The organism is uncultured Porticoccus sp., from assembly GCF_963975625.1.
Taxonomy (GTDB): domain Bacteria; phylum Pseudomonadota; class Gammaproteobacteria; order Pseudomonadales; family Porticoccaceae; genus Porticoccus.
Genome location: NZ_CAXBHS010000009.1, coordinates 112,467 through 138,329, shown reverse-complemented (window position 1 = coordinate 138,329; position 25,863 = coordinate 112,467). Strand labels below are relative to the sequence as shown.

General features: G+C 52.7%; 27 protein-coding genes and 1 tRNA gene. 17 read left to right on the top strand and 11 right to left on the bottom strand.

Going from position 1 to position 25,863, the window contains the following annotated elements; translation table 11 throughout:
* The first annotated feature begins 142 nt into the window (after nucleotides 1-142).
* Nucleotides 143-460, top strand: coding sequence for a hypothetical protein (locus AACZ64_RS09790; RefSeq protein ID WP_293614189.1), 318 nt, complete (start codon nucleotides 143-145; stop codon nucleotides 458-460).
* A gap of 176 nt (nucleotides 461-636) precedes the next feature.
* Here AACZ64_RS09790 and AACZ64_RS09785 read toward each other — a convergent pair whose 3' ends face one another.
* From AACZ64_RS09785 to AACZ64_RS09775, 3 genes are all read right to left on the bottom strand, one after another.
* Complete coding sequence (locus AACZ64_RS09785; protein WP_293614190.1) at nucleotides 637-1,035, bottom strand: hypothetical protein; 399 nt, start codon at nucleotides 1,033-1,035, stop codon at nucleotides 637-639.
* A 151-nt stretch (nucleotides 1,036-1,186) separates the two neighbouring features.
* Complete coding sequence (gene trmA, locus AACZ64_RS09780; RefSeq protein ID WP_293614191.1) at nucleotides 1,187-2,275, bottom strand: tRNA (uridine(54)-C5)-methyltransferase TrmA; 1,089 nt, start codon at nucleotides 2,273-2,275, stop codon at nucleotides 1,187-1,189.
* Nucleotides 2,276-2,404: 129 nt separating this feature from the next.
* A complete protein-coding gene (locus AACZ64_RS09775; RefSeq protein ID WP_293614192.1) occupies nucleotides 2,405-2,722 on the bottom strand; it encodes a hypothetical protein in 318 nt (105 codons plus the stop codon).
* Nucleotides 2,723-3,261: 539 nt separating this feature from the next.
* On the opposite strand from AACZ64_RS09775, the gene AACZ64_RS09770 reads away from it, so the two are divergent.
* The gene (locus tag AACZ64_RS09770; RefSeq protein ID WP_293614193.1) at nucleotides 3,262-3,816 is read left to right on the top strand and encodes an NAD/FAD-utilizing enzyme; all 555 of its coding nucleotides are present in this window, start codon (nucleotides 3,262-3,264) and stop codon (nucleotides 3,814-3,816) included.
* Between the two features lie 113 nt (nucleotides 3,817-3,929).
* On the opposite strand, the gene AACZ64_RS09765 is transcribed toward AACZ64_RS09770, so the two are convergent.
* The 4 genes from AACZ64_RS09765 to AACZ64_RS09750 form a co-directional block, all read right to left on the bottom strand.
* A complete protein-coding gene (locus AACZ64_RS09765; protein WP_293614371.1) occupies nucleotides 3,930-4,289 on the bottom strand; it encodes a 4a-hydroxytetrahydrobiopterin dehydratase in 360 nt (119 codons plus the stop codon).
* Between the two features lie 27 nt (nucleotides 4,290-4,316).
* On the bottom strand, nucleotides 4,317-4,625 hold the full coding sequence (locus tag AACZ64_RS09760) for a TusE/DsrC/DsvC family sulfur relay protein (protein ID WP_293614194.1): 309 nt from the start codon (nucleotides 4,623-4,625) through the stop codon (nucleotides 4,317-4,319).
* Between the two features lie 6 nt (nucleotides 4,626-4,631).
* Nucleotides 4,632-5,285 (bottom strand): Bax inhibitor-1/YccA family protein, encoded by a 654-nt coding sequence (locus AACZ64_RS09755; RefSeq protein ID WP_293614372.1) that lies wholly within the window; start codon nucleotides 5,283-5,285, stop codon nucleotides 4,632-4,634.
* A 108-nt stretch (nucleotides 5,286-5,393) separates the two neighbouring features.
* Nucleotides 5,394-6,551, bottom strand: coding sequence for a patatin-like phospholipase family protein (locus AACZ64_RS09750; RefSeq protein ID WP_293614195.1), 1,158 nt, complete (start codon nucleotides 6,549-6,551; stop codon nucleotides 5,394-5,396).
* A 198-nt stretch (nucleotides 6,552-6,749) separates the two neighbouring features.
* On the opposite strand from AACZ64_RS09750, the gene AACZ64_RS09745 reads away from it, so the two are divergent.
* The 13 genes from AACZ64_RS09745 to AACZ64_RS09685 all read left to right on the top strand — a co-directional run bounded on the left by AACZ64_RS09745 (nucleotide 6,750) and on the right by AACZ64_RS09685 (nucleotide 19,497).
* Nucleotides 6,750-9,023: a DNA internalization-related competence protein ComEC/Rec2 gene (locus AACZ64_RS09745; RefSeq protein ID WP_293614196.1), complete on the top strand. Its 2,274-nt coding sequence runs from the start codon at nucleotides 6,750-6,752 to the stop codon at nucleotides 9,021-9,023.
* 146 nt (nucleotides 9,024-9,169) lie between these two features.
* Nucleotides 9,170-9,805 (top strand): MotA/TolQ/ExbB proton channel family protein, encoded by a 636-nt coding sequence (locus tag AACZ64_RS09740; protein WP_036860473.1) that lies wholly within the window; start codon nucleotides 9,170-9,172, stop codon nucleotides 9,803-9,805.
* Complete coding sequence (locus tag AACZ64_RS09735) at nucleotides 9,802-10,224, top strand: biopolymer transporter ExbD (RefSeq protein ID WP_293614197.1); 423 nt, start codon at nucleotides 9,802-9,804, stop codon at nucleotides 10,222-10,224. The genes AACZ64_RS09740 and AACZ64_RS09735 overlap by 4 nt, the downstream gene beginning before the upstream one ends.
* A gap of 9 nt (nucleotides 10,225-10,233) precedes the next feature.
* Nucleotides 10,234-12,108 (top strand): lipid A export permease/ATP-binding protein MsbA, encoded by a 1,875-nt coding sequence (gene msbA / locus AACZ64_RS09730; protein WP_293614198.1) that lies wholly within the window; start codon nucleotides 10,234-10,236, stop codon nucleotides 12,106-12,108.
* Nucleotides 12,109-12,123: 15 nt separating this feature from the next.
* A complete protein-coding gene (gene lpxK, locus AACZ64_RS09725; RefSeq protein WP_293614199.1) occupies nucleotides 12,124-13,134 on the top strand; it encodes a tetraacyldisaccharide 4'-kinase in 1,011 nt (336 codons plus the stop codon).
* 70 nt (nucleotides 13,135-13,204) lie between these two features.
* Nucleotides 13,205-13,972: a 3-deoxy-manno-octulosonate cytidylyltransferase gene (kdsB, locus tag AACZ64_RS09720; RefSeq protein WP_293614200.1), complete on the top strand. Its 768-nt coding sequence runs from the start codon at nucleotides 13,205-13,207 to the stop codon at nucleotides 13,970-13,972.
* The gene (locus AACZ64_RS09715; RefSeq protein ID WP_293614201.1) at nucleotides 13,969-14,445 is read left to right on the top strand and encodes a low molecular weight protein-tyrosine-phosphatase; all 477 of its coding nucleotides are present in this window, start codon (nucleotides 13,969-13,971) and stop codon (nucleotides 14,443-14,445) included. The genes kdsB and AACZ64_RS09715 overlap by 4 nt, the downstream gene beginning before the upstream one ends.
* Nucleotides 14,445-15,494, top strand: coding sequence for a UDP-N-acetylmuramate dehydrogenase (gene murB / locus AACZ64_RS09710; protein ID WP_293614202.1), 1,050 nt, complete (start codon nucleotides 14,445-14,447; stop codon nucleotides 15,492-15,494). Before AACZ64_RS09715 ends, murB begins: the two co-directional genes overlap by 1 nt.
* Nucleotides 15,495-15,504: 10 nt before the next feature.
* Nucleotides 15,505-16,152 carry an alpha-ketoglutarate-dependent dioxygenase AlkB gene (locus AACZ64_RS09705; RefSeq protein ID WP_293614203.1) on the top strand — a complete coding sequence of 216 codons (648 nt, stop codon included), beginning with the start codon at nucleotides 15,505-15,507 and terminating at the stop codon, nucleotides 16,150-16,152.
* 22 nt (nucleotides 16,153-16,174) lie between these two features.
* Nucleotides 16,175-16,843 carry a response regulator gene (locus tag AACZ64_RS09700; protein ID WP_272993593.1) on the top strand — a complete coding sequence of 223 codons (669 nt, stop codon included), beginning with the start codon at nucleotides 16,175-16,177 and terminating at the stop codon, nucleotides 16,841-16,843.
* Nucleotides 16,844-16,862: 19 nt separating this feature from the next.
* A complete protein-coding gene (uvrC, locus tag AACZ64_RS09695; RefSeq protein ID WP_293614204.1) occupies nucleotides 16,863-18,686 on the top strand; it encodes an excinuclease ABC subunit UvrC in 1,824 nt (607 codons plus the stop codon).
* A gap of 42 nt (nucleotides 18,687-18,728) precedes the next feature.
* On the top strand, nucleotides 18,729-19,286 hold the full coding sequence (gene pgsA / locus AACZ64_RS09690; RefSeq protein ID WP_293614205.1) for a CDP-diacylglycerol--glycerol-3-phosphate 3-phosphatidyltransferase: 558 nt from the start codon (nucleotides 18,729-18,731) through the stop codon (nucleotides 19,284-19,286).
* Nucleotides 19,287-19,423: 137 nt separating this feature from the next.
* Nucleotides 19,424-19,497: transfer RNA gene (locus AACZ64_RS09685), tRNA-Cys, on the top strand.
* Nucleotides 19,498-20,485: 988 nt separating this feature from the next.
* Here the strand turns inward: AACZ64_RS09685 and AACZ64_RS09680 are convergent.
* The 3 genes from AACZ64_RS09680 to AACZ64_RS09670 all read right to left on the bottom strand — a co-directional run bounded on the left by AACZ64_RS09680 (nucleotide 20,486) and on the right by AACZ64_RS09670 (nucleotide 23,668).
* Nucleotides 20,486-21,349, bottom strand: coding sequence for a hypothetical protein (locus AACZ64_RS09680; protein WP_293614206.1), 864 nt, complete (start codon nucleotides 21,347-21,349; stop codon nucleotides 20,486-20,488).
* Nucleotides 21,337-22,872, bottom strand: a complete 1,536-nt coding sequence (locus AACZ64_RS09675; RefSeq protein WP_293614207.1) for an LA2681 family HEPN domain-containing protein — start codon at nucleotides 22,870-22,872, stop codon at nucleotides 21,337-21,339. Before AACZ64_RS09675 ends, AACZ64_RS09680 begins: the two co-directional genes overlap by 13 nt.
* A gap of 91 nt (nucleotides 22,873-22,963) precedes the next feature.
* Complete coding sequence (locus AACZ64_RS09670; protein ID WP_293614208.1) at nucleotides 22,964-23,668, bottom strand: hypothetical protein; 705 nt, start codon at nucleotides 23,666-23,668, stop codon at nucleotides 22,964-22,966.
* Between the two features lie 768 nt (nucleotides 23,669-24,436).
* On the opposite strand from AACZ64_RS09670, the gene radC reads away from it, so the two are divergent.
* Together radC and AACZ64_RS09660 are read left to right on the top strand one after the other, a co-directional pair.
* Nucleotides 24,437-24,943 carry a DNA repair protein RadC gene (gene radC / locus AACZ64_RS09665; RefSeq protein WP_293614209.1) on the top strand — a complete coding sequence of 169 codons (507 nt, stop codon included), beginning with the start codon at nucleotides 24,437-24,439 and terminating at the stop codon, nucleotides 24,941-24,943.
* A 230-nt stretch (nucleotides 24,944-25,173) separates the two neighbouring features.
* Entirely contained in the window at nucleotides 25,174-25,569 is a 396-nt protein-coding gene (locus AACZ64_RS09660; protein ID WP_022960138.1) for a hypothetical protein, read from the top strand.
* Here the strand turns inward: AACZ64_RS09660 and AACZ64_RS09655 are convergent.
* Nucleotides 25,539-25,670, bottom strand: coding sequence for a hypothetical protein (locus tag AACZ64_RS09655; RefSeq protein ID WP_339639953.1), 132 nt, complete (start codon nucleotides 25,668-25,670; stop codon nucleotides 25,539-25,541). The two genes, AACZ64_RS09660 and AACZ64_RS09655, sit on opposite strands and share 31 nt — an antisense overlap.
* Nucleotides 25,671-25,863: the final 193 nt, after the last annotated feature.

The window sequence follows — 25,863 nt, the reverse complement described above, 5'->3', positions numbered from 1 at the left end:
TTTCATCTTGGAATCACACCCGCCCTCCAGACTCACTTCATATTGGACAAGGCTAGGCCTAGATTTTTGTTGAGCAGCCCATTAGACTCCCTATCCTCAGGCAGATTTGCCCGTTTTTTTTCAATACCCAGAGGGAGTCGATATGAATTTTGTAAAGTTACTTGGTATTTCGGTATTAATCTTGGGTCTGGCTGCTTGTGGCGGTTCTGATAACGGTACTAGCGAAGAGCAAGCTGCAGCAGAAGCAGCCGCAGCTTTGTCCCCTGAAGAAAAAGCCGCCGCAGAAGCCAAGGCCAAAGAAGAAGAGTTAAAAGCAATTGAAGAAGCAAGAATTGCTAATGAAGAAGCAAGAAAGAAAGCTGCTGAAGAAGCGGTACCTCTTCCCAAGGAAAAGATTCTGCCTGAAGGCATGGTGGAAGGCAGTGTTGAGCACTCCATCTGGTTGAACAATCAACAATAATTAAAAATAGCAGGTCTGTTCTGGCGCACAACCGGTTAATTCCGGTACCAAAACAGACCTGCTTTTTTTATCGCTTTTTTGGTACCTCTCTTTTTAGCTATTTCTGGTAGCGTATCTTTAGTCTCAGCCGCTACCAATCGCATGACTTGTCATCGCCAAGCGTCACCGCTCCAGTTTTACTGGTTGAGCTCAGGCTGTTTTACTTCCTTGGCGGGTATACAGGGTCGTCCACTTTGCTTCCTGACAGGACACCCTTTCTTGACATGTTGACGCGTTTCGATGATTGATTCGATCGCCGCTCTCGGGTTGCTGTTGATATTTTTCTGGCAGTAGTTGTCCATCCATTCAGCCACCTCGCTACCCTTGTTTGTGCCCAATACCCCCTGAGGGTGTTTTCCTGCATATTTGTATTCGTTATAACCTGCCACAAAACCCTGTAACCAGTTGAGTGACGGACTGTGGTTATTCTGCTTGCGGACGTCTATCCATTCAGAGCAGTTTTCAGCGATTTTATCGGGTGAGGCATAGAGAAGTGGAGTGATTAAGAGCCCTAGTGCGAGCAGACAGTATTTCATTTATAGGTTCCTTAGAGTAGAGAGAGTCGGGTAATGCTTATACTCTGGCGAATGTCTTGTGCAGAATCGAGAGATTCAAACAACTTTAGCCGTTAAGCGCAACAGGGCTTGCCAACATGGGTTTTTGATTTCCGCTGATTGTTTCTGCGCACTACAAACTGGCCTTCTTTAGTAAAACCCCACATTCGAGATGATGGGTATAGGGAAATTGATCAAAAACCGCAAAATGTTCAATTCGATGGCTGTTGCCGATGACTTTCAGGTTTTCTCTCAGAGTTAGTGGGTTGCAGGAGATATAGAGAATGTTGTCGAACTTCATGGCCAGTTGAAGCGTCAGGTCATCCAGCCCGGCCCTTGGTGGGTCCAGAAAGAGGGTGCTGAAACTATAGCTGTCCAGGTCGATATGCTGCAATCTGCGAAACGGGCGAACACCATCCAGGGCCTGACAGAAGTCCTCGCTGGACATTCTTACAATGGTGACATTATCAATGCTGTTGCTGTATAGATTGGCGGTTGCCGATCGCACTGAGATTTTAGAGATCTCTGTTGCCAGCACACGATTAAAATTTTGTGCCAGGACACAGGTAAAATTACCGTTACCACAGTACAGCTCCAGGAGGTCACCACTACAGTCGCTGGTCTTGTCCAGTGACCAGGCCAGCATGTTCTGATTAATGTTGGCATTGGGTTGGGTAAAGCCGCCTTCAATCTGCTGATATTGATAATATTTGTTATCGACGTGTAATCTTTCCAGGACATAGTCCCGCTCAAGGATAATTTTCTGTTTACGGCTTCTGCCGATGATCGCCACGCCGATACGTTGTTGTAGTGCCTCTGCGGCCGACTGCCACTCGTCATCCAGTTTCCTGTGATAGAGCAGTGTGATCAGCGCATCGCCACTCAACGTGGTTAAAAATTCCACTGAAAATAAACGCCTGCTCAATATCGAAGAAGCGTTGATTTCTATAGCCAAGGCCGTCATGAGACGATTGATCAATACAGAGCCAATCGGAAACTCCGTGATGATATAGGGCGTTTTCTGACCAGGCTCATTCATGGCAAAATGTGCCAGGCCGTTTTCGTGCCAGATACGAAATTCGGCACGCATCCGAAAGTGCAGTGGCTCTGATGGATAGACTTCTATTTTTTCAGGAAGAGGGATATCTCGGAAGGTGGTATGTAGCTCCTTGAGCTTTTCGTCAAGTTGCTGCTGGTAATTATCGGGATTAATGGTTTGCACGGATTACCTCACCATCAGGGGAGATTAAGCTGGATACTAAAGCAGCCCCTTAAAGAGGCTTATCCATTAAAGAGTGAGGTGAACAGTCAATGCGATACGGCTGGCCCGGCAAGAGAGAGTATTGCCTGTTTACTTCTTGTTCGCATCTCTCAATCGACGCTGTGCTTCCAGGTAGCGCGGCATTGGGCCGGCATCTTCATACACCTCGCTACCCTCTTCAACACGGATAACCTTGGAGCCGGGTATATAAGGCATTTCAGCTTCCAGTGTTTCCAGTGCAACGCTCAGCAAATGCGCCGCTATCTCGTTGGCGGGCAGTTGGTACATTTCGGAAAGAGCCTGAAGTTTAATCTGGTCTGATTCGTGTACGCTGATTGACGTGGGCAGTAGATCAGCATTTTCGGCTGATCGTTTCTCCCAGTCCTGAAGAAGTTGGGAAAAAGCCATTGGGCCCCCCTGATAGTTCATTGTTACCTCGACTACTGCGGCTAATCAAATTGTGTCAACTTAATGTAAAACATTCAGCTCCAAAAAGGTACGGCTTTTCAGCAGGAAAAACAGATTGAAGTTATGGGTTTTTGGGCTGCAGGCGGCCCAGTACTTAAGGGTATTGTACAAAATTTTTGATAAAAATAGGGAGGATAGTGGCCCAAATTGAAGAGAAGGCCTTTTTATCTCCTCTTACTTTCTTCCATCCAGGTGGAATGAAAAGTTTGCATGGCGCTGCGACACTTCATTAGCGTAAGCCTAGATCATTGTTGAAAAATTTTTCGGTAATCATCCAGGCTTGCATACGGCTTCCTTTAGATGAAAATGGTGGCTCATTCTTGGGCATGTTATAGCTTTTTGATATTAATTATTCTCTTCTCCCGATCGTAGTAAAAGGATTCCTGCCTATACTACAGATAGCAGCTAACCCCAATGAGCCTGTTGCAGTAAACGACTTGGGTGGCTGGATAATTTTTTGCTCATGTGGAGGAGAATGTATGAGACGCTATTACTTTATCAGTGATGAGCTGGATGATTTGAGCCTTATTGAGCGTGAGCTGGAAGACCATGGCATGACTAGGCCGCAAATCCATGTTTTGAGCCTCGATGATGACGGATTGGCACACCATCACCTGAATGACGTTGCTCCGCTGTTTCGTAAAGATGTGATTCGAGCAACAGCAGTCGCTGGTGTATTCGGTTTTCTTAGCGCTGTTCTGGTGATGTCCTTTGCCGTTTTCTCCGGCGCCACTGCGTCAATAGGCTGGATCCCATTTGTCATGCTGGCATTTGTAGTTATGGGCTTGATTACCTGGGAAGGTGGTATGTGGGGCATTCAACAGCCGAACTCCCGCTTCAAGCGTTTTCAGAAGGCCCTGGCAGCGGGTAAGCACATTCTTTATGTGGATGTAACGTCTGGGCAACGTTCAATATTGATGGGTGTTATCGAGCGGCACCCCGGATTGGAAAACGCTGGCAGCGAGGATTCGTCCAATGGGTTGCTGATCAGCGCTGAAAACGGTGTGCAGCGTTTTGCGAAATGGGCACCCTGATGAGCGACTTCTTGAACCGGGATAATCGTCAGCTGATCTGAAGAAACCCGGGACTCATGCAGGGCGCCCAGAGCCATCGTGGATGTAGTCTCCCGTTTATTTTACTCGGGGGGCTACTCTGTATCTGGTGAGCCAGTCGTCTCCAGCTCGCTGGTTTTGGCCGCGAGGATAAAATCGTTGCGGTGCAGTCCGCGGATCTTGTGGCTCCACCAGGTAACCGTCACCTTGCCCCACTCGAGCAGGATAGCAGGGTGGTGCTGAACTTTTTCGGCCAACTCACCAACGTGATTGGCAAAGGTGAGCGCTTGCCGAAAGTTGCTGAAGTGGAAGCTCTTTTCAAGTTGTTTGATCCCGTCTCTATCCAGCACAGCCCAGCCGGGGATCTGTTCCATCAGAGAGTCTATTTGTGCATCGTCAACCCTGGGGGCATCAGCTCTACAGGCTTCGCAGTGTTCTTTGGCTAGTGTCATGATGAATGCTCCATAGTTTACTGGTAAGTGTTACAGGCAGTTTTTTGGAGGTGGCAAGCCGGCCAGTCTGGCGACTTGTTTAGCCGGACTTGGCGGGAATAGCTGCATCAGGTATATGCTTCGTGCTTTCCCTATTTCCAGATACTCGGCCATGAATTTTATCAGGGGTCGCATGGACGGCGAAAAGCCGTAGGTGGCATAGAATTGTCGTGCCAGAAGAATCACTTCAAGGTGAGCATCGGTCAGTTGTATTTCAGTTTTGGCAGCTTCCTGCCTGGCCCGGTTTTTAGACCAGGCAGGAAGTTTTGTTAGATGGTTGCGTGTCGTGGCCTCAGTCACCTGAGATCAATCGTTACTCATGCCAAGCAGGTGCAGAAGGCTGGTAAATACGTTATAAATCATCACATAGAGTGTAACTGTGGCTGATATGTAGTTGCGTTCACCACCATGAATAATGGCACTGGTCTGCCACATGATGACTCCGGAAGAAATCAGCAGAAAAATACACGACAGGGCCAAGGCCAGCCCTTGAATCTGCAGAAAAAAATTGGCGATGGCGGCAACGAAAGCCATCAAAATGCCGACCATCAGGAAACCGCCCATAAAGGACAGTTCCTTACGGGTTACCAATACGTAACCGGAACAGGCAAGGAAGATCAATGCGGTCCCGCCGAGCGCGGTTATTACCGGCTCGGTACCTGAGGTTGCCAGATAAAAGCTGATAATGGGTCCTAATGTAAAGCCCATCCATCCTGTCAGGGCAAAAACCCAAATCAGTCCGGCAGAACTGTTTTTGTTCTTTTCAACCATCCACAGACAGATAAAGAACGGCAACAGTGTCCACAGCCCCATATAGGGTGCATTGACCGCCATTGCCACGCCACACATGACGGCGCTAAATGCCAGTGTCATGGCCAGAAGCGCGTAAGTATTGCGCAGAACCTTGACGACTGAGGGGTCGAGTGTTGTTGTCGAACTAACTGATTTTTCGTATGCCATGGCTTTTTGAGCCTCCTGATGCTGAATTCTTACGTTGGACATATCTTACAAGCTGTAAGTTTCAAAGCAATGATTACCGTTCGTGATATTGACAATCTTCACTGGCTATCATTCGTCCTCGAAAAACCGCAGAATTTCCTGCCGTTGCGCCAAACCGTCCTGATAGCCCAACTCCAGAAGCTTGCGGCAGAAGCCTTTTGAAAAGAGTAGGTAGCTGGCTGTATTGACACCACCTCCCCTGGCGGTGGCGCCGGTGAGCCGAAGAAACATACGAATACTGCCTGGTAATTCATCCAGAAAATCGCAGGCAATCTTGTCGATGGGCTGGGATGGCAGAATCGCCAGAAATTTTACCGGTTTCAGATCAGTCAGGCCGTGTTTTTCCCGCTCGCTTTCAGATAGATGTTCTGAGAGACGATTGATATTTTTCAATGTTTCCAAATCGCTTTCTATACTGTCGATAAAAGCGCTACTAAGCATGTGTCCAACGATCTGGGCGATGGAAGGTGAGTGATTAATGGGTGGCGGTCGATTTTTGCCGTTGGGTGAATCACTGACACCGATAACAAACACCTTGTCTGCACCGAGGTTCAATGCGGGACTGAGCGGTTTGAGTTGCCTGACAGCACCATCACCAAAAAACTGGTCTTTGATTTGAATCGCCGGGAACAGGAAAGGAATGGCCGAGGAAGCCATGAGGTGGTCAATCGACAGTTCTGTGCGCAGACCCAGTTGTCGGGAAACAGCCCAGGACTCATGAACGTCTGAACCTTCAAAAAAGGTTACCGATTTGCCAGTGCTATAACTCATGGCTGTAATGCTGACAGCGTCGAGCTCCCCACTGTTAATGGCTTCCCGGATATGGCGAAACCGGACATAGTTATCCAGTAACTCCCGCAACGGGGTATTGTCCAGTAGTGCTTTTGGTTTTCCCAGGGCGTAGCCACTGTGAAAAAAAGACGCCAACATGTGAAAGCTGTTTTTAAGCACGCCAAAAAGGTCCGTGCGATAAACCTTGGCCGCATCCAGTTGGTGCCAGATGGCTTCCAGTTTTTTGATTCTGAGGCTGAAGGGTCCTGCCCGGCCGGCAATTGCCAGAGTATTGATAGCACCGGCGGAGGTGCCACAGATAATCGGAAAGGGATTTTTGACGTCTTTCGGCAAGGTCTCGGCGACCGCCTTTAGAACACCGACATGATAGGCAGCCCTTGCTCCCCCGCCGGACAGTACCAGGCCCACTTTAACCGGCTTGTCGTGTTTACCCATGATTTGTGCCAAAAATGGTTAGTAGATTAGTTTCCGCTATTTTTTGTTATCCGCCCATCAATCCCAGACTGACTGGCGAAACACCAGCCTGAACCCAAATCTGTCAAGGATCACCGGTAAGGGGAGTGCTGGCAATGGTTCAGTGGGTAACTATACTGGGCAAATATTCTGCTACCCGCAAGGTGGCTGGCGACAAGGATGTCCCGAATGTTATCTCCCTACCTGTTTGCCACTGGTATCTTCAGCGTCGCTTTCTGGTCTCAGCTACCGCCCCTTTGGGTGATTTTGCTGTTTGTGCCGGCTGGTTTTCTGCTGCGTCGGTTCTGGGCGCCGCCCAGTTTCCTGTTATTGGGTATGGTGTATGGATGTCTTTGGGGCTATGACACATTGGGGCATCAGCTGCCCGATGAGTTCATCGCCACGGATTTCACTGTGATTGGCGAAGTTTACGGGATCCCGGTGCGCGATGGGCGTCGGGTGCAGTTTAATCTTCGCCTGGATGAAGCCTCCACCAATCTCAAGTTACAGAAACTCCGGCTCAGCTGGTATGGCGATCAGGCATCGCTACAGCCCGGGCAAGTCTGGCAGTTACAGGTCCGCTTGCGGCGTCCCAGGGGTTATGTCAATCCCGGTGGTTTTGATTATCAGGCATGGTTGATTCAACAGGGTTTTTCAGCCACGGGGTATGTCAGGACATCCCCGCAGAACCGGTTGCTTGAGCAGCGCTGGTCTCTTGACCGACTGCGTTATCAGTTGCAACAAAAGATTGCCGAGAGCCATGTCAACGACGACGCACAGGCACTGATGTCGGCATTGACGATTGGTGATCGATCACACATATCAAAGGATCTTTGGTACCGCCTCTCATTGCTGGGCGTAATCCATCTGCTGGTGGTTTCTGGTCTGCACATCGGTTTCGTGGCGGCGATGGGCTACGGCACCGGTTCGTTGCTGGCCAAGTGTTTCACCCTGATCTGTCAACCGGTCAATGCCCGTTACACGGGGGCCGTCTTTTCCCTCGTTTTTGCGCTTTCCTACAGTGCGCTGGCCGGGTTCAGTCTGCCAACCCAGCGTGCATTGATTATGGTGATGGCCGCACTGGTTGCACTTTTGGCAAATCGTTACGTTGGCAGGGCCATGATATTTGGCCTGGCACTGGTCGGTGTCGCGCTAATCGACCCTCTGGCCATCATGGGTGCAGGTTTTTGGTTATCGTTCGGTGCGGTAGCGGGATTGTTGTGGCTGGTTCCGGCTGTGAATCATGTCCCGAAATGGCGGCTGTTTTTTCGGGTGCAGTGGCTGATGTTCCTCCTGTTGATTTTGCCGTTGGCCTTCTGGCAGCTACCGGTGGCCTGGTTCTCGCCATTGGTCAACAGCGTGGCTATTCCCTGGGTCAGTTTTCTGGTTGTGCCGCTCTGCCTGCTGGGTGTGGTGATTATCCCCATCAGCCCGGGTGTGGCTGAATGGCTGTGGTGGTTGGCGGGAAAGCAGTTGGAATGGTTTGTCCTCCTGACAGGCGAGCTCACGGTCCCAGCGTGGTTGCCACTTTATTCGCCATGGCCTCTGACTGGCCTGTCATTATTTCTGATGAGCTGTATTGCGGGGCTTGTTTTGTTGCCCAGAGGCATTCCCGGTCGCTATCTGGCGATTCCCCTGGCGGTTGCACTGTTTTATCTACCGACAGGTCGTCAGGTGCCTTTGACTGTCACGGTTCTCGATGTGGGTCAGGGATTGTCGATAGTGGTTCAGACCAGGCGGCACACACTGGTCTATGACACGGGGCCGGGTTATGCCGGGGGTTACGATGCAGGCAGTGCCTTGGTCGCGCCGTTTCTGCGGAGGCAGGGAGTGACCGGGCTGGATGCGCTGGTGGTCAGTCACAGTGATAACGATCACGCCGGTGGTGTTGCCGGATTGCTGCGCCACTACAGCCCGACCATGTGGCTGGTCGGCAGTCCTGCCGTTGAAGAGACAGTTCCTGCATCTGAGCAGTGCCGTGCAGGGCAGTTCTGGAGGTGGGACGACGTAGAGTTCCGCATCCTCCATCCCGCCGATTCACGGCAAAAAAACAACAATAATCATTCCTGTGTGCTGGCGATCAGCTATCTCGATCAGGTGATACTGTTGCCCGGCGATATCGATGCATCCGTGGAGCATCGATTGCTGCCACAATTACAGCAGATGGCGGCCGATAAAAAACAGTTTGCCCTGCTGATAGCACCTCACCACGGCAGTAAAACCTCATCTTCGAAACAGTTCCTGGCGGTGATCAGGCCGCAACAGGTGGTATTTTCCGCGGCCTATCGACACCATTTTGGGCATCCTGCCGAGTCGGTGGTGCAACGCTATCTGATGCAGGGCTCAACGGTGTGGAATACCGCAGAGCAGGGTGCGCTCATCTTCCGTTGGCAAGCCAGCGGCGAATTTTCCATGACGGCTCAGCGTAAGCAGGCGCGCCGTTATTGGTTTTGACGCCGGCTTATCCCGTCGTTTTTATGAACGAAGTCCCGTAAATAACAAAATGGCAGCCTGATTGGGTGTATCCATGGCTTAACAGTTACTGTGCCATTCACTGATTATGGTAAAGTTTTGGCCGACATTAAGGTCTGGGGATAAATGTGTACGAACTGATCATTGCTGGCGGCTGGTTGATGTTGCCAATTTTACTCTCCTCTATCGTCGTGATAGCCATTGCCTTTGAACGCTACTGGACCCTGCGCCGCAACAAGGTGGTACCGCCAACATTGCTTGGTCAGGTATGGCACTGGATGAAGCAGAACCAACTGAGCAAGGAGAACCTTCATCAGCTACGTAGCTCATCACCACTCGGTACCATTCTGGCGGCGGGTATCAGCAACTCTGGCCACGGTCGTGAAGTCATGAAAGACAGTATCGAGGAAGCCGCGAACCAGGTGATTCACAATCTGGAGAAGAATCTCTCCCCGTTGGGAACCGTCGCCGCCATTGCGCCATTGCTCGGTCTGCTGGGCACCGTTATCGGTATGATCAAGGTGTTTACAGCGATCATGATCGAGGGCACCGGCAATGCCGGGGTGCTTGCCGGTGGTATTTCCGAGGCACTGATTACCACGGCAGCGGGTTTGACGGTGGCGATTCCGGCCCTGGTGTTTCACCGTTTCTTTGAGCGGCGGGTCGATAGCCTGGTTGTGGAAATGGAAGACCAGGCCATTAAACTGGTGGATGCAATTCATGGCGACCGGGTGATGCGCAATGATGAGGCCAGCGCCGGGTGAAGTTCCGCAGGCAGCGAAAACTCGAGAATGGCGTCAACCTGACACCCTTGATTGATGTGGTTTTTCTGCTGCTGATTTTTTTTATGGTGTCCACGACGTTCACCCGGGAATCTCACCTGGTGCTTGACTTGCCGAAGGCGGATGGCTCTCTGGCAGAGTTGCCACCTGACCAGATCGAAGTGCTGATCGATCGGAATGGCGCCTATAGCGTCAATGGACAGTTATTGATCAACCGCCAGACTGATACTCTGATGAAGGCGTTGCAGGATGTTTCTGCCGGCAATACCGATTTGCCACTGATTATTACCGCCGATGCCAATGCAACCCACCAGGCGGTGGTTACAGCGATGGATGCTGCAGGTAGAATGGGCTTTATTCATCTGAAAATCACCACCATACAGCCCGACGGCGAATCCTGAGGAGTCATAGTGGCCACCACCATTCCCGATACCGAACACCCTGAGATGTCCGGTCTCCAGGTCTATTTGCGCTTACTTTCCTATCTGAAGAACTACTGGGGTATTTTCCTGCTCAGTATTGTAGGGCTGGTGTTGTTCTCTGCCATGGAAGTGGCGTTTATAGACCTGTTCGGTTATACCGTTAATGTTATCAACACCATTTCCGGAGAATCAGCTGCCCTGCCTGGTCAGATGACCGATATGGGAAAGGGCTCGACGTCTTGGCTGGCCGGTTTGCTGGGTGGAGATGACGCTCTCGCCGAGAGCCGCTGGATTATCCCGGTGATCATGTTCATGATTGCGGTGACCCGCGGCATCGGGTTTTTTGTGGGCGGTTACTGCATGACCTATGTGACCCAGATTCTGGTTCACAATCTGCGCACCCATTTATTCAACAAATACACCACGTTGCCCAGCCGTTTCTTTGATACCAACATGTCAGGCCACCTGATTTCCCGTATCACCTTCCATGTGGCCCAGGTGACCCACGCTGCTACCAATTCGCTCAAGGTCATCATCCGTGAGGGCGCACTGGTAATTGGCCTGATTTCATACCTGTTTTATCTTAACTGGCGACTGGCAGCCATTTTTGTCATCGTGTTGCCGCTCATCGGCGGGGTGGTGGGTTATATCAGCAATCGGTTCAGATTGCTCAGTCGCCGTATTCAGTCATCGGTCGGCAATGTTACTCACGTGACTCAGGAGGCGGTCAGCGGTTATCGTGAAATGCACCTGTTCGGCGGCGTCGAATACGAACGTGAGCGCATGCACAGCGCCAGTAATTACAATCGTCGTCAGCAAATGAAAATGGCCGTGGCGGAGGGCATTAGCACGCCAGTCATCCAGTTGTTGGTTGCGATGGCGTTGTCACTACTGATGTGGCTGGCATTGGATCCCAGTGTGCTGGCCAACATGAGCGGTGGCGAATTTGTCCAGTTTCTTGGTTCAGCTGCACTGCTGGCCAAACCGATCCGCCAGTTATCAGAGGTCAACAGCAACGTTCAGAAGGGCATCGCGGCTGCGGGCACCATTTTTTCGACTCTGGATGAACCGGATGAGCCGGATCTCGGCACGGTCGAGAAGGTGCGAGTAGATGGGCATTTTCAGTTCAAAAATGTCAGTTTTGCCTACTCGGAAGAAGCGGGTAACGTGCTGAACGGAATTGATCTGGTGGTCAAGCCGGGCGAGGTGATTGCGCTGGTGGGACAGTCCGGCAGTGGCAAAACCACGTTGGTGAATCTCATTCCCCGTTTTTACAATCACCGTGAAGGAACGATTTTGCTGGACGAGATTGATATACGGGACTACACCCTCGATAACCTGCGCAGCCATATTGCCCTGGTGTCCCAGAATGTAACGCTCTTCAATGACACGATTTACAACAATATTGCCTACGGTGCGCTGGGTGAAAACACCTCGTCGTCGGTGCGCGAGGCGGCCAGTGCCGCCCACGCACTGGAATTTATCGAGCGGCTTCCGGACGGTTTTGATACCCAGATCGGTGATGAGGGCATCATGCTGTCCGGTGGCCAGCGGCAGCGGTTGGCGATTGCCCGCGCATTGCTGAAAAATGCTCCGGTGCTGATTCTGGATGAGGCGACCTCGGCTCTCGATACTGAATCTGAACACCACATCCAGAAAGCCCTCGAGCAGGTGATGAAAGGGCGCACCACGTTCGTCATTGCCCACCGTCTCAGTACCATCGAGAATGCCGATCGTATTATGGTGATGGATCAGGGGCGGATTATCGAACAGGGCACTCACAGTGAATTGCTGGCCATGAACGGTCGCTATGCACAGTTGCATAAAAAGCAATTCAATGACGAACCCCATCAGGCTATCTGATCGGGCACCGCCGCCATGAATATCCGTCTGTCACTGGAAAGGGCCTGGTACAGGCCAATGAGCTGGGCCCTGTTGCTGTTGCCATTATCCTGGTTGTTTCGGGCTGTCAGCAGTGGCCGACGTTTTTATTACCAGCGGATTAACCCCCCTCGTCCCTTACCGGTCCCCGTGATTGTGGTGGGTAATATCAGTGTCGGTGGTACTGGAAAAACTCCGTTACTGGCCGCGCTGGTGGTTATTTTTCAGGCGCAGGGGTACCGGCCGGGTATTATCAGCCGTGGTTATGGCGGTTCAGCAACCCATTATCCGCAGCGAGTTGCCGACACGTCTACAGCGGAGACCGTCGGTGACGAACCCCTGCTGCTGTCATCGCTGTGTCCGGTGGTGGTGGACCCGGACCGTTATCGGGCGGCCCGATACCTGCTGGAAAATACCGGCTGCAATCTGATTTTCAGCGACGACGGCTTGCAGCATTACCGATTGCCCCGGGATGTTGAAATTGTGGTGATGGACGGCGGGCGCGGCACGGGCAATGGCCATTGCCTGCCGGCGGGGCCATTGCGGGAACCACTTTCACGGCTGCAGACGGCAGACTTTGTGGTGGTAAACGAAACGGTAGCCAGTCTGGGGATTCCCCACCAGGGAACCTTCAAGTTGTCACCCGTGCATTTCCGGCAACTGGCCACTGGCACATCGATGGCTGTCAGCAGTTGGTCCCTCGGCCGCAGGGTACATGCTGTTGCCGGGATTGGAAATCCCGCCAGATTTGCCCATACCCTGACATCACTAGGGTTCGAGCCGATTCTCCATCCGCTACCAGACCACCACCGGTTTACGGGAGAGGAATTGTGTTTTGACGATGGGCTGCCGGTTATTATCACGGCAAAAGATGCGGTAAAGTGTGCTGCCGATAGCAGTGATAATGTCTGGGTGCTAGATGTGCAGGCCGAACCCGATCCACCATTTATCGAGCGATTGATGCGGGATGTCAGGAGCCTGGCCGAAGCGGCCAATACCACCTCATAATAACCCCATAGAACGTACTTACAGAAAAAGTACTCGCAAAAAATTGCCCTCTGAAAATGATTGAGTTGCTATGACCTTTACTGTTGTGATTCCCGCCCGTTTTTCCTCCACCCGTCTGCCGGGTAAACCGCTGCAGGATATCGCCGGCAAAACCATGATTCAGCGGGTTTACGAGCAGGCACGGCAGAGCAGTGCTGACCGGGTGATTGTCGCCACTGATCATCAGCAGATTGCCGATGAGGTGACCCGGTTTGGCGGAGAGGTCTGCATGACGTCTCCGGATCACCCGTCCGGAACTGACCGTTTGCAGGAAGTGGTCGCCCAGTACGGCTTTGCCGAGGATCATGTGCTGGTCAATGTGCAGGGTGATGAACCGTTGATTCCCCCCTCAGTCATCGAACAGGTGGCCGCAAACCTCATCAATAACACCGTCGCGGGGATCGCAACGCTTTGCGAACCGATCACGGACGAAGCGAGTTTCGCCAACCCCAATGTGGTCAAGGTGGTTACGGACCGTCAGGGCATGTCGCTGTATTTCAGTCGCGCACCGGTGCCCTGGCCTCGAGATTTTCCTGATGACCGGGTGGCGGCCATGTCTGCCGTCCTGCAACCGATGCGACATATCGGTATATACGCGTACCGCGTCGGTCTGCTGAACCGGTTCGTACAATGGCCGGTGGCACCCATTGAGGCGCTGGAGTGCCTCGAACAGTTGCGCTTCATGTGGAATGGTGAGCGGATTCACGTAGCCAGAGCCGTGACTGATGTCCCCGGTGGCGTTGATACCGAACAGGACCTGCAGCGGGTCGTCGCGATTTTCAGAGGTGCGTCAGAATGAAACAGCTGCGTGTGTTATTTGTCTGTCTGGGCAATATTTGCCGCTCGCCTACCGCCCACGGGATTTTTGAGAGGCGGGTGGCTGAGGCCGGCTTGCAGGACCGGATTTTGATCGACTCCGCCGGGACCGGTGATTGGCACGTAGGGCGCGTGCCAGACTCAAGAGCCAGTGCGGCTGCACTGAAGCGCGGTTATGACCTGAGCCACCTGCGGGCGCGTCAGGTGCGGCCTGAGGATTTCCTGGAGTTTGATTACCTGCTCGCCATGGATCAGCAGAACCTCTGGGATTTGCAGGCACTGGCCCTGCCTGAGTTTGCCGGTCATCTCGGCCTGTTTCTCGATTTCGGCAACAGCCCCCTGAAAGAGGTGCCTGACCCTTACCCCGGTGGCGAAGAGGGATTTGAAGCAGTGCTGGATCTGGTGGAGGATGCCACCAGTGATTTACTGGCTCATCTGTGCGGGCAACTGGATTAATGCTCGATATTCAGGCCGCCGTTTCCCTGCAACCCTGCAACACGCTGTCCCTGCCTGCCACGGCGGAGTTTTTCTGCCGGATAAACACCCGTGAAGACCTGTTCGAAGCACTGGAGTGGGCTCGCCAGAAAAATATTCCGGTAACGCCATTGGGTGGTGGCAGCAATCTGGTACTGGTCGATGATCTACCGGGTCTGGTACTGCAAATAGCCATTCCGGGCATCGCCCTGGCTCCCGGTTCAGAGCTGGGCGAGCAGCGCAATATTCACATCGGTGCTGGTGAAAACTGGCATCAACTGGTGTTGTACACTCTTGAAAAGGGCTGGTACGGCCTGGAGAACCTGTCCCTTATTCCGGGCCTGGCCGGTGCGGCACCGATTCAGAATATCGGTGCCTATGGCATTGAATTGAGCGAACTGTTTCACTCTCTGGAGGCGGTCCATCTGCCCACCGGTGAGTTGCATACCATGCAGGCCGATGACTGCCATTTTGGCTATCGGGACAGTCTGTTCAAACAGGCGGGCCGCAACCAATATGTGATTACTGCCATCACGCTATCCTTGTCTACCCGTCCGCATTTGCGCCTGAGCTATCCAGCCCTGCTACAGGCCCTGGAAGGCTGCGATGCAGCATCGCTGACGCCCGCCATGGTCTCAGCGGCGGTCTGTGAGGTACGGCGCAGCAAACTGCCTGACCCCGCCAGTCTGCCGAATACCGGAAGTTTTTTTAAAAACCCGGTCGTGACGGAGGATCAGGCAGCTGCACTGCGTCAGCAGTTTCCCGATATCGTGTGCTACCCCCAGACTGATGGTACCGTCAAACTGGCCGCTGGCTGGCTGGTTGAACAGGCTGGCTGGCGCGGTGTGATGCGCGGCAGGGTGGGCGTTCACGACCGCCAGTCGTTGGTGTTGGTCAATTTTGGTGGTGGCACCGGTGCCGAGTTGCTGGCACTGGCAGAAGAAATCAGTGACTCGGTACAGCAAAAGTTTGCCGTGGCGCTGGAAATCGAGCCGACGATATACCCAGCCCCAGCGAAGAAACCCCTTTGAATGTTCAGCCATGAATCAATCCGACCTGTTTGCCGCCAATCCCGATCCGCTCGATATTGAGCTGCCCGGTGGCGCCCTGCGTTACTGGCCGCGGTTGATAGCTGCGCCGTCGGCGGAGCAGTGGCTGGCGGTACTGATGGAGCAGGTGGCCTGGGAGCAGAGCGATATTGTCATCGCCGGTCGCAGGCTGAAAATTCCCCGTCTCAATGCCTGGTATGGCGACGCCGGTGCCGATTACCAGTATTCCGGGCGCCAGTTCAAAGCCATTTCCTGGCTGCCGGTACTGCTTGAAATCAGGAAGGTGGTTGAGGCGGCGGTGGGGCACAATTTCAACAGTGCTCTGCTCAATTTGTATCGGGATGGCCGCGACAGCGTTGATTGGCACAGTGATGACGAACCGGAGTTGGGAGAAAACCCGCTGATAGCCTCATTGAGTCTGGGCGCAGTGCGGCCTTTTCAGTTGCGGCACAAAACACGAAAGGAATTGTCGATGCGAACACTGGAACTGGAACCCGGCTCATTGCTGTTGATGAGCGGGGCATTACAACACCACTGGCGGCACCGACTGCCGAAACTCGCCACAGTTGTGGGCCCGCGAGTGAACGTGACTTTTCGCAACGTGGTTTATAGTCAACCGAAAAGCGCGGTGGTAGGCTAGATGGAATTTCAGGGCTTCCGCAATGACCACTAACGAGGCATGCAAGACCGTTCTGGTTGTGGATGACCACGACCTTATTCGCATGGGAATCTGCAAGTTGCTGGCAGAAGTGCCGGGTATCACCGTGATTGGTCAGGCCGCCAGCGGTGAAGAGGCCATTACCCGGGTTCGAGAGTTATCCCCCGATATTGTCTTCATGGACGTGCGGATGCCGGGTATCGGTGGACTGGAAGCCACCGAGCGCATTCTGTCTCACTACCCGAAAACCCGGGTTATCGTGGTCAGCGCCTTCAATGATGACTTTTACCCTGCCTCGCTTTTAAAGGCCGGTGCCTGCGGTTATATCACCAAAAAAGCTGACTGTGATCAGATCAAGGCAGCGGTGGAAACCGCCCTGAGCGGTGGCATTTATGTCAACCCGGAGTTGGCCCAGATAATGGTGGCCAACGGCATGAAATCCGGTGGCAAATCCTCACCGCTGTCGCGCCTCTCGCAGCGTGAACTGCAGATCGCCGCGCTGATTACCAGCGGTATCCGCGCCAAGGATGTGGCAAAAACCCTCTTTGTCAGCCCCAAGACCATCAATACCTACAAATATCGTATTTATGAAAAGCTCGGTGTCAGCAACGATGTTGAGCTTACCCTGGCAGCGGTAAAATACGGTCTGGTAGATCCGTCCGAACTGATCTGATCCGCTGTACAATAACCCCATGCCTTTTGATCATCAGCCGTTTCTCAAGCAACTGACCCAGCGTCCCGGCATCTATCAGATGATGGGTGAGGACGGGGCTGTGCTCTATGTTGGCAAGGCAAAAAACCTCCGCAAAAGGCTGGCAAGCTATTTCAGAACCACCGGGCTGACCCCGAAAACGGCTGCTCTGGTGAGCCGTATCGCCAACATCGATGTCACTATTACCCAGACGGAAATAGAGGCGCTGTTGCTCGAACAGAATCTGATCAAGCAAAACCGGCCTCCATTCAATATCCTGCTGCGGGATGACAAATCCTACCCCTACCTATTTTTGTCCGACCGGGATACCTATCCCCGGCTGGCCTTTCATCGGGGCAGCAAGCGACAGGCTGGCCATTATTTTGGACCGTTTCCCAGTGTTCAGGCCGTTCGGGACAGCCTGAATTTTTTGCAGAAAACCTTTCGAGTGCGCCAGTGCGACGATAATTTCTTTCGCAATCGCTCCCGACCCTGCCTGCAATACCAGATCAATCGCTGTACTGCCCCCTGCGTGGAGCTGATTTCTGTGGAGGATTACCAGCGCGATGTACGACACACCCAGATGTTCCTCGAGGGCAAAAACGACAACCTGATCCGTGAGCTGGAGGCCGACATGGACGTGGCCGCTGAGGCGCTGGCATTTGAGCGGGCCGCGTTGCTGCGCGATCAGATGGTGGCGCTGCGCACCATCCAGGCCGAACAGGTGGTGGAATCCGGCAGCAGTCATATCGACGTGGTGGCCGCCATGCTGGTGGGAGACCAGTGCTGTGTGCACGTGCTCTATATTCGCCAGGGGCGAATCCTCGGCAGCCGAAGCTATTACCCGAAGGTGCCACTGGCAGCGGATGCCGCCGAAGTGTTGACAGATTTTCTGCCGCAGTTCTATCTGCGCGACAGCGGCCGGGGTGATTTTCCGCGTGAGATTGTTATCAATCACGCGCTGCCCGACAGTGCGCTGCTGGCCTCGGCAATTTCCGAGGTGGCCGGCCACCGGGTGCTTCTCAAGCACCGGGGTCGCAGCACCCGGGCCCAATGGGTCGAACTGGCCGAGCGCACCGCCAGCCAGAACCTGAACGGTCGCATTGCTTCACGCAAGACCACCCAACAGCGACTGGAGGCCTTGCAGCAACTGCTGCAACTGGCTGTGCCGCCTGAACGGATCGAATGTTTCGATATCAGCCATAGCAGTGGCGAAGATACGGTCGCTTCCTGTGTGGTATTTGATAGTGGCGGGGCGCTGAAATCGGATTATCGACGAATGAATATCAAGGATGTTGCCGCCGGGGACGACTACGCCGCAATGGAGCAGGCGTTGGTGCGCCGCTATACCCGTATTCAGAAAGAGGAGGGTAAACTGCCCGATATTCTGCTGATCGACGGCGGCAAGGGGCAGATGCGCAGAGCGGTTGCTATGCTGGCTGAGCTGGGCGTGATTGATGTGCAGGTAGTTGGCGTCGCCAAGGGGCCCACCCGCAAGGCGGGCTTTGAAACCCTGTTGCTGTCGCAGGATGGCCTCGAACGGGAACTGGAAGCCCAGTCCTCGGCTCTGCTGCTTATCCAGCAAATTCGCGATGAAGCCCACCGTTTCGCCATTACCGGTCACCGTCAGCGCCGCGATCGCAAGCGCCGCACCTCAACGCTGGAGGGTATCGATGGGGTGGGTCCAAAACGGCGCAAGGAATTACTGCGGTTTTTCGGAGGCTCCCAGGAAGTTGTGCGGGCCAGTGTCACCGAACTGATGCGCGTGCCCGGTATCAGCAGGAAAGTGGCCGAAACTATTTACAGCACCCTCCACAATGAGTAACTTGGGCGGGTCTTCAGCGCCCGGACTGCAGTAAAACCTATCATGTGGAATCTCCCGAATATCCTCACCTTGTTACGCATCGCGCTCATCCCCATTTTTATCGGTGTTTACTACCTGCCCTGGGAGGGGCGTTACCTCGCCAGTGCCGCCATTTTTGGTATCGCCGCCGGTACTGACTGGCTCGATGGTTACCTGGCCAGAAAACTCGATCAATTTACTCCATTCGGCGCGTTTCTCGATCCTGTAGCGGACAAACTGATTGTGGCTTCGGCCCTGATTATGCTGTTGGAATCCCACGCCAATGTGCTATTTGCATTGCCCACCCTGGTGATAATAGGCCGTGAAATCGTGATTTCCGCACTGCGGGAGTGGATGGCAGAACTGGGCAGCCGCACCAGTGTGGCTGTCTCCTATCTTGGGAAAGTGAAAACCACCCTGCAAATGATTGCCATTGCCGTATTGCTGGCGATTGATCCGGTGCTTTACCCGGTGCTGGATCTGATGGGCATCGGCCTGCTGTATGTGGCGGCTCTGCTGACCCTCTGGTCCATGCTGATCTATCTCAAAGCAGCCTGGCCTGAATTGTCCAAAGTCTCCTGAGGGTGAGTGGTGACGCAATACCGGCGTTATTTCCCCCACCGCAAAAAAGAGGTTGCTTCTCGACGGTCAATCCATAGAATACCCGCCTTCTTTACTGTTCTTTGAAAATCCCGTCGGGTACAATCCCGCATCCAAAAGGCGCGGTGGCAGAGTGGTCATGCAGCGGACTGCAACTCCGTTAACGCCGGTTCGATTCCGACCCGCGCCTCCATTTTCAACCGTTAACTGCAACAACGCCGTTTGATCGTCCAGTCCCATAAACCCCCAGACCATCAATCGTTAATTGCGTAACCGAAAGCAGTAACAGCCGGAACAAGCCCATCCCCGAACATGCCCGGATGGCGAAATTGGTAGACGATGAGCGGGATGCTCGAGTGTCGCGAAAGGCAGGAGCCGAGAGCGACCGCAAGGCCCAGCACAGCGTGCTGGCAACCTTCAGATAACATCAGTAGTAAAGTCCATCCCCGAATATGCCCGGATGGCGAAATTGGTAGACGCAAGGGACTTAAAATCTCTAATGTCAACTATTTTTAGGAGGTGGCAATAGGGCTGAAAGCCACGCAGAATAAGGCTTTCAGCAGGATTTAAGCTTTACGGTTAATTTGAAAATGGCTCGCTAGGTGTCAAATAGGGGCCGCTAGAACCAAAGAAGATGTAACAAGCCTGGTAAAACCAGGCAAATGTAAGACCACGCCCGAGTGGTGAAATTGGTAGACACAAGGGACTTAAACAATTTGAGCCCTCCAGGGGAAACCCTGAAGGTGAAGCCCGTCAAACTCGGCGAAAGCCCTGGATTTGATTAGAATCCGAGCCAACGCCGAGCCAAGCCCCAAGGCAATTTTTTGGGGAAGGTGTAGAGAGCAGACGGCGGGCACCTACGGCAAAGCGGTTAAACGTGGCGCTAGGGTGAAGGCGTGCTCCAGACCACGAACAGCGGGCTGCTCAGGCAGGAAGCTGGCGGTGAAAACCGAAGTGGTAAGAAAATCCCTCGACTGGAAACGGTCGTGCCGGTTCGATTCCGGCCTCGGGCACCATATCATTATCTGTAACGGATGAAATCTGATCTGACTGACAATGTACGATTTTGTCAAATGTATCCGCCGCTGAGCGGAAGCTCATTTTTCAAAGCGGTAATATCAGATTAGCTTCCGGCCAGGAGCTGTCAATAAATATAGTAAATTGTCTCTGGACCTCCGGGGCTAACCGCCATAAAGTAAAGGGTCACGGATAGCCACTGGATGATAGTGCCCAACTATGCACTGAGACGGAAGGGCTCTATGGATACAAAATCCGAACAATCCGGGTTCATCATCCTCGACTTCACCAAACAGTAGGTTCTCAAATATCATTTGAAGGCACCACCCGGCCAGTTCCAGCATGACACTCCCGCTTATCATCTCTATTGGCACATCACAGACTAACATCACTGGTCTGCCAATCTTCTTCAAGTCACTTTGGTAGTTCCTTGAAGGTAGATTCACAGCGATACAGGCCAAATATTCACTGCCGTACAACATGTAATGGCCACACTGGTTAATAAGCAGCTTTTCATTCGCTTCAAAATATACGCGTCCACCACGATATTCGTGGCCTACAGCTGCAATTGCTTTCTCCAGCAACTCTTCGGTTAATTCAGGGTACTGGCCGCTAAGAAAAATATTCCTGGCTCTTTCATGCATGGTATCCGGGTTGAGCGGAATTAGTCCTTTTTCATAATATGAAGTAAGGTTTTCGGCGCGGGCACCATGATAAACTCTTAGGGCTTTGTAGTGACTATCAAACCTTTCCGCCAAAAGCTGTTTACTGTCAATGTCCTCATGGAGAACGTTCAGGACTATTGTGTTCAGCCAGGACAGGTCATCACCGACGACGTATTCCGGTGGAGACTGGAGAAATGCGGATTTTACAGCCTCAGTCAGTACATCATCCATGATGCGCCAGATGACTCCTTTCCAGCTTTCAATGTCTTGCCAATGAAACACATCCGTTGGATTGTGCCGTTGACGATAGTTAGCGCTCAATTGGTTGGCCTCATGCATCTGCTGTTGCTCTATTGCTTCCATTCATCGCTCCATGTGGCTAATGGCATTGGCATCACGGTATGAGCGCTCCTTTCTTGTTCGCGGCGTTTTTCTTCCTTGTGAACTGCCAGCGAGAGGTAAATCAAGCTAGCTCTTGCCAACTTAAATATCCTCGTGGTTTTGGATCGAAAATCGGCCCAGCTGATCCGGTAACCCAGCACATGCTCTCCATCCGGCACGGGAACCAAGCTCTCAAAGACGGTTTCTACAACCTGCAGGTACTTATGTTCCAGATGGTTTCTGATATCGTAAAGTGCTTGGGCATCGGGTTCGGTCACACCCTTAATATCCGGCTCGAAGATATCCTTTGATAGCCAAAACAGTCCCCGCAACGGCCAGTTCTCCCTGCCCGCCAGCTCGTCGTGCAAAACTTTCTGTCCCATTGTTTTTGGTTGATACCAGACATTACGAAAGTTAACCGTACGGTCAGGGTGGCCAAGGGCAAAATAGTGATTTAGGAAATAGGCTGTTTTATCGAGTAGTGAATAGGCCACCCGGTAGGCGGATCGCATTTTCTCTACTGACAAGCCATACATCGGATATTCAAGGGTATTGTAGAGGAGCACGTCCTTATCCGAGAAATGCGACTCGTCCCCTTGCAACGCCTCAAACAACAACCACCGTGCCGAGACAAACTCCTGTTTCAATTGATTGTAAAATCCGATAATCGAAGGCGGCCTTCCTTCTTTGCTATCCATCCCCGTTGTAATCGAAGGCAATGTTAGGACATCATGAGTGGCTATCGGCAAGGTGCCCGCGTCGTTTAAAGGATTCAAAAATAAACGAGTTTGTAAAACCCACTTGCGATAGTGCCTTTCTGGTTCACTCTCTCCAAAATTAGCCTCATAAGCTTTTATAAGTTTTTCAGTTTGGGGGATATCGACATGCTCAGCAATCATATTGAGTTCATGAGTGAAGCGATCTCTGAGATAATCGTTGCCCGGCGCGTCGAAAAAGGCATCACGTGAATCAGCGCATTTGTAACTATTCCAAGCATAATAGAGGAGTATGGCCGCATGACCGGGATCGTAAAGGCTGCGTCCATAGTAGCTTAGTCCGATCCCTTTGTTGCCAAGAGCCATTGCAAAATATTTTTCGATCTTTAGTACTCTATCCCAGATTTCAATCGCCTCAATGCAGCGTCCAACAAAGTTCAATTTGTTGCCGAGATTGGTGAGAACCTGACATTGCCGTATCGTATCAAAACTGGAAAATCCTGCATGGTTGATACACCTGCGTAGTTCAATAATTTGATTTTGGGCCTGCGGGATGTCCCAATCCCAAGAATCAGTCCTACGGCCTTCGTGAAGGCGGTTTTCCCATGCATTTGATCTATAGTAATGCAAGAGTGCCGATTGTTCAGGCGATAACTCTTGCTGTTCCAGCTTTTGTATCAGATCAAACGCATGATCGGTGCCCGCGGCGGACTGAGTGTCAAAAGCGGTATCGATAACCTGACCAATTATCTCCAATGCCTGGTCGATTGCGCGGTCTGATTGACCCATTATCCTAGCCTCTGGGGTTTGCGGTTCCATGCTTGAGCAGATATTTTCGGGATGGCATCTTCAAGTGTCAGACCTGAATTTGCTCTAAAATTTATTCTAAAAAATAATCTAAGGTTCGAATACATTTAGAAAGGTTGTTGCCATATATTTCATTACGTTCTATGCAGCCACCACTGACCAAACTAACTACCTTGCCATTTTCCCCAATAATCGGTGCACCACTACAGCCTTTAAACCATTCATGGCCTGGATGCTTTTCAGGCATCTTGAAAAAATGCATGTCATTTTCACGTCGGTCGTACCTTAACCCATGATAAACTCGATAATCTGTTACAAAAGCATTTTGCTCTGGAATAAGCTCGGGCATGATTTCACCTGAAAAACCGTAAATTGTTTCTTTATCTGGATCGCCAATATCATCGGCTCGCAATATAGGTCTTTCTCTCAACTCAAAAGTCTGACCTTTCCAATTTCTATTATGAAAGTAACATTTAAAGTCGTGGCGCACTGGATGGAAAGAGAATTCAACATCTTTAATCGATTTTTTGGATGAGTCAAAATCACTGATATAACAAAACTTATTCAAAAATAGTACTTCAGTCTGCTGCTTTTCATCATTGAACTTTATCTGGGCACACCAATTAGACGATTTCTCTGCAACATGAAATACAGTAAGCAGTAAACGGCGCTGTTTAAAATCTATTAAACATCCTGATCCGATACCACATGGTACCCCGTTTGCGTCAAGCTTTCGTAACTGCACGCTTGAGTATTGAATAAGCTCTTTCCAATTCATCTCTTCATACCCACAATGTCATATTCGTTTCTGCCGCGCTCTTTGCGCTGCCTAATTCAAAGGGCAGTTTCTTTAATCCATGTCCGCTTCAGGTCTTTAGTTTTCGAAAGGTTAACGTAGCTGAATTTGCCGCTTGTTGGCGATAGTGGACAACGCCATCTGACGAAATATGTCAGGTCAAGTTTGGACTACGGCACTTTAATGGTAGCTTCCTACTACCTGTATTCTACTTGGAAAGACACTCCACTTCTAAGGGCGTCGAGTGTGACGTCCTCATTAAGGTTTTGCTCGATGTAATCGCACATATGGACGATTCTTTCAACGTCCGGGTTCCTGCTTCTAGTCTCGCCAATGCCTCCTCTCGATGACTCGACAATGGTATCAGGATGGGATGCCTCAATCCCGATCGAGATTGCTGCCTGCAGTGGATCAGTAAAACACGCAGTTGCGTCCCGACGTACCGCCGTCGGGCTCGCGGGCTGCGCCCCGCGCTTCGTGTCGAATCGCGGCCATCCGGCTTTGATCCCTGACGCCTCCGGCCCGTAGGGCCTGCGCGCTCCGCTTGCCAGGCCGAGAGAGGCTGGTGGGGTGGGGCGGTCTTGCTGTTTCCCTTCACCGTACCACGGCGTTCTCGCCGTCAAGGGCTGCGCGTGCTCCGCGCGCTCCGCGCGCTTGCATCCTGCGGCCGTTGGTCACCCCTGACGGCTTGCGCTGCGCCGTGCTGACGCTGGTTCCGGGCAATTCCGCCCGAGCAACCGGAGCACGATCATGACTCAATTCTCTCTTATTTCCGATTCCTCGCTGCTGGTACGTGATGATCAGGGGCGTTACCTGCCGGCTACAGCCGACCAGATCCTGACGGCTGCCCGCCAGGTGATCGACCAGAAGATCCAGCGTGGCGCCTCATTCACGTCACCGGCCATCGTCAAGGAGTTCCTTTGTGCCAAGTTGGCAGGGTTCGACCACGAGGTGTTCGCGTGTCTGTTCCTGGATTCGCAGCACCGCCTGATCGAGTACGCCGAGCTGTTTCGCGGCACTATCGACGGTGCGGCGGTCTACCCGCGGGAAGTTGTGAAGATGGCGCTTCAGGTCAATGCTGCGGCGGTGATCTTCTCGCATAATCATCCGAGCGGGAATCCCGAGCCGAGCCAGGCGGACAGGACGATAACCCAGCGGCTGAAAGAGGCGCTGGCACTGGTAGATGTACGCACCCTGGACCATATCGTCGTCGGCGGTGAACAGACATCGTCATTCGCTGAGAGGGGGCTGTTGTAGGACAGGGGCTTCGGCCCCTTTTTTGCTGCGTTCGCTGCTACTTGAGGGGCGGGTGAGGTGGGGCGATCTTGCAGCTCCCTTACACCGTATCACGGCGTTCTCGCCGTCAAGGGCTTCGCGTGCTGCGCACGCTTGCGGGCGTAGCCGTCTGTGGCCCTGTGACTGCTTGCGCTGCGCCGTGCTGACGCCGGTTCTGGGCAATTCCGCCCGAGCAACTGGAGATCGTCATCATGAACGACAAATCACATGTGTCGCTGGAACGTCACGTCTGCCTGGTCTGTGGCACCGCCTTCGATACCGGTAACATTCTGCTCGACAAGCGCTTGCGCGCGAGCCTGGAACGCCACACATCGACAGGCTGGGGCCTGTGCGACGAACATCGGCGGCTGTTCGATGAGGGCTTTGTCGCCCTGGTCGAATGCGATCCAGAGCGTAGCGGCAAGCCGACAGGCACCGATCGCTTGAAGCCGGAAGCGGCGTATCGCACGGGGCGTCTGGCCCACCTGAAACGCGACGTGTTCGCCGGCGTGTTCAACATACCGCTTGCCGCCGATCAGGCTTGCGTCTTTGTCGAACCCGGCATCATTGAGCAGCTTCAGGCGATGGTGGCACCGGCATCGGATTGATCGCTCGACCAAGCATCGAAAGCGTCGTCCACGTAGACCGGGGACGGCGCTTTTTTTGTGCTGCGCCCGGTGTCGATGTCTCCGGCTCTGTGGGTCTGCACGTTGTGCTTGCACTCCAGGGGAACGGTTAGCAACCGATCCCCGCCGCGCTTGGCGCCCCTGAAAGCTGCCGAACAGGTTGCACCTGATCGGCCTTCGCGCCTGCAGCGCTGTGTGTGAACGGTACACAGTAAAGACCATAATCTGTCCATCCGTCCCCCTTATTTCATCACCTTGTCCGCGACTGTAGCCCAC

Coding starts and splice junctions, on each gene's coding strand:
- AACZ64_RS09755 (WP_293614372.1), bottom strand. CDS start 5,285: ATGGCATACGAAAAATCAGTTAGTTCGACAACAACACTCGACCCCTCA.
- radC (WP_293614209.1), top strand. CDS start 24,437: ATGACTCAATTCTCTCTTATTTCCGATTCCTCGCTGCTGGTACGTGAT.
- AACZ64_RS09750 (WP_293614195.1), bottom strand. CDS start 6,551: ATGGGTAAACACGACAAGCCGGTTAAAGTGGGCCTGGTACTGTCCGGC.
- AACZ64_RS09770 (WP_293614193.1), top strand. CDS start 3,262: ATGAGACGCTATTACTTTATCAGTGATGAGCTGGATGATTTGAGCCTT.
- AACZ64_RS09705 (WP_293614203.1), top strand. CDS start 15,505: ATGAATCAATCCGACCTGTTTGCCGCCAATCCCGATCCGCTCGATATT.
- AACZ64_RS09775 (WP_293614192.1), bottom strand. CDS start 2,722: ATGGCTTTTTCCCAACTTCTTCAGGACTGGGAGAAACGATCAGCCGAA.
- uvrC (WP_293614204.1), top strand. CDS start 16,863: ATGCCTTTTGATCATCAGCCGTTTCTCAAGCAACTGACCCAGCGTCCC.
- lpxK (WP_293614199.1), top strand. CDS start 12,124: ATGAATATCCGTCTGTCACTGGAAAGGGCCTGGTACAGGCCAATGAGC.
- AACZ64_RS09790 (WP_293614189.1), top strand. CDS start 143: ATGAATTTTGTAAAGTTACTTGGTATTTCGGTATTAATCTTGGGTCTG.
- AACZ64_RS09745 (WP_293614196.1), top strand. CDS start 6,750: ATGTCCCGAATGTTATCTCCCTACCTGTTTGCCACTGGTATCTTCAGC.
- kdsB (WP_293614200.1), top strand. CDS start 13,205: ATGACCTTTACTGTTGTGATTCCCGCCCGTTTTTCCTCCACCCGTCTG.
- AACZ64_RS09660 (WP_022960138.1), top strand. CDS start 25,174: ATGAACGACAAATCACATGTGTCGCTGGAACGTCACGTCTGCCTGGTC.
- murB (WP_293614202.1), top strand. CDS start 14,445: ATGCTCGATATTCAGGCCGCCGTTTCCCTGCAACCCTGCAACACGCTG.
- AACZ64_RS09785 (WP_293614190.1), bottom strand. CDS start 1,035: ATGAAATACTGTCTGCTCGCACTAGGGCTCTTAATCACTCCACTTCTC.
- AACZ64_RS09715 (WP_293614201.1), top strand. CDS start 13,969: ATGAAACAGCTGCGTGTGTTATTTGTCTGTCTGGGCAATATTTGCCGC.
- AACZ64_RS09680 (WP_293614206.1), bottom strand. CDS start 21,349: ATGGAAGCAATAGAGCAACAGCAGATGCATGAGGCCAACCAATTGAGC.
- pgsA (WP_293614205.1), top strand. CDS start 18,729: ATGTGGAATCTCCCGAATATCCTCACCTTGTTACGCATCGCGCTCATC.
- AACZ64_RS09700 (WP_272993593.1), top strand. CDS start 16,175: ATGACCACTAACGAGGCATGCAAGACCGTTCTGGTTGTGGATGACCAC.
- AACZ64_RS09675 (WP_293614207.1), bottom strand. CDS start 22,872: ATGGGTCAATCAGACCGCGCAATCGACCAGGCATTGGAGATAATTGGT.
- AACZ64_RS09670 (WP_293614208.1), bottom strand. CDS start 23,668: ATGAATTGGAAAGAGCTTATTCAATACTCAAGCGTGCAGTTACGAAAG.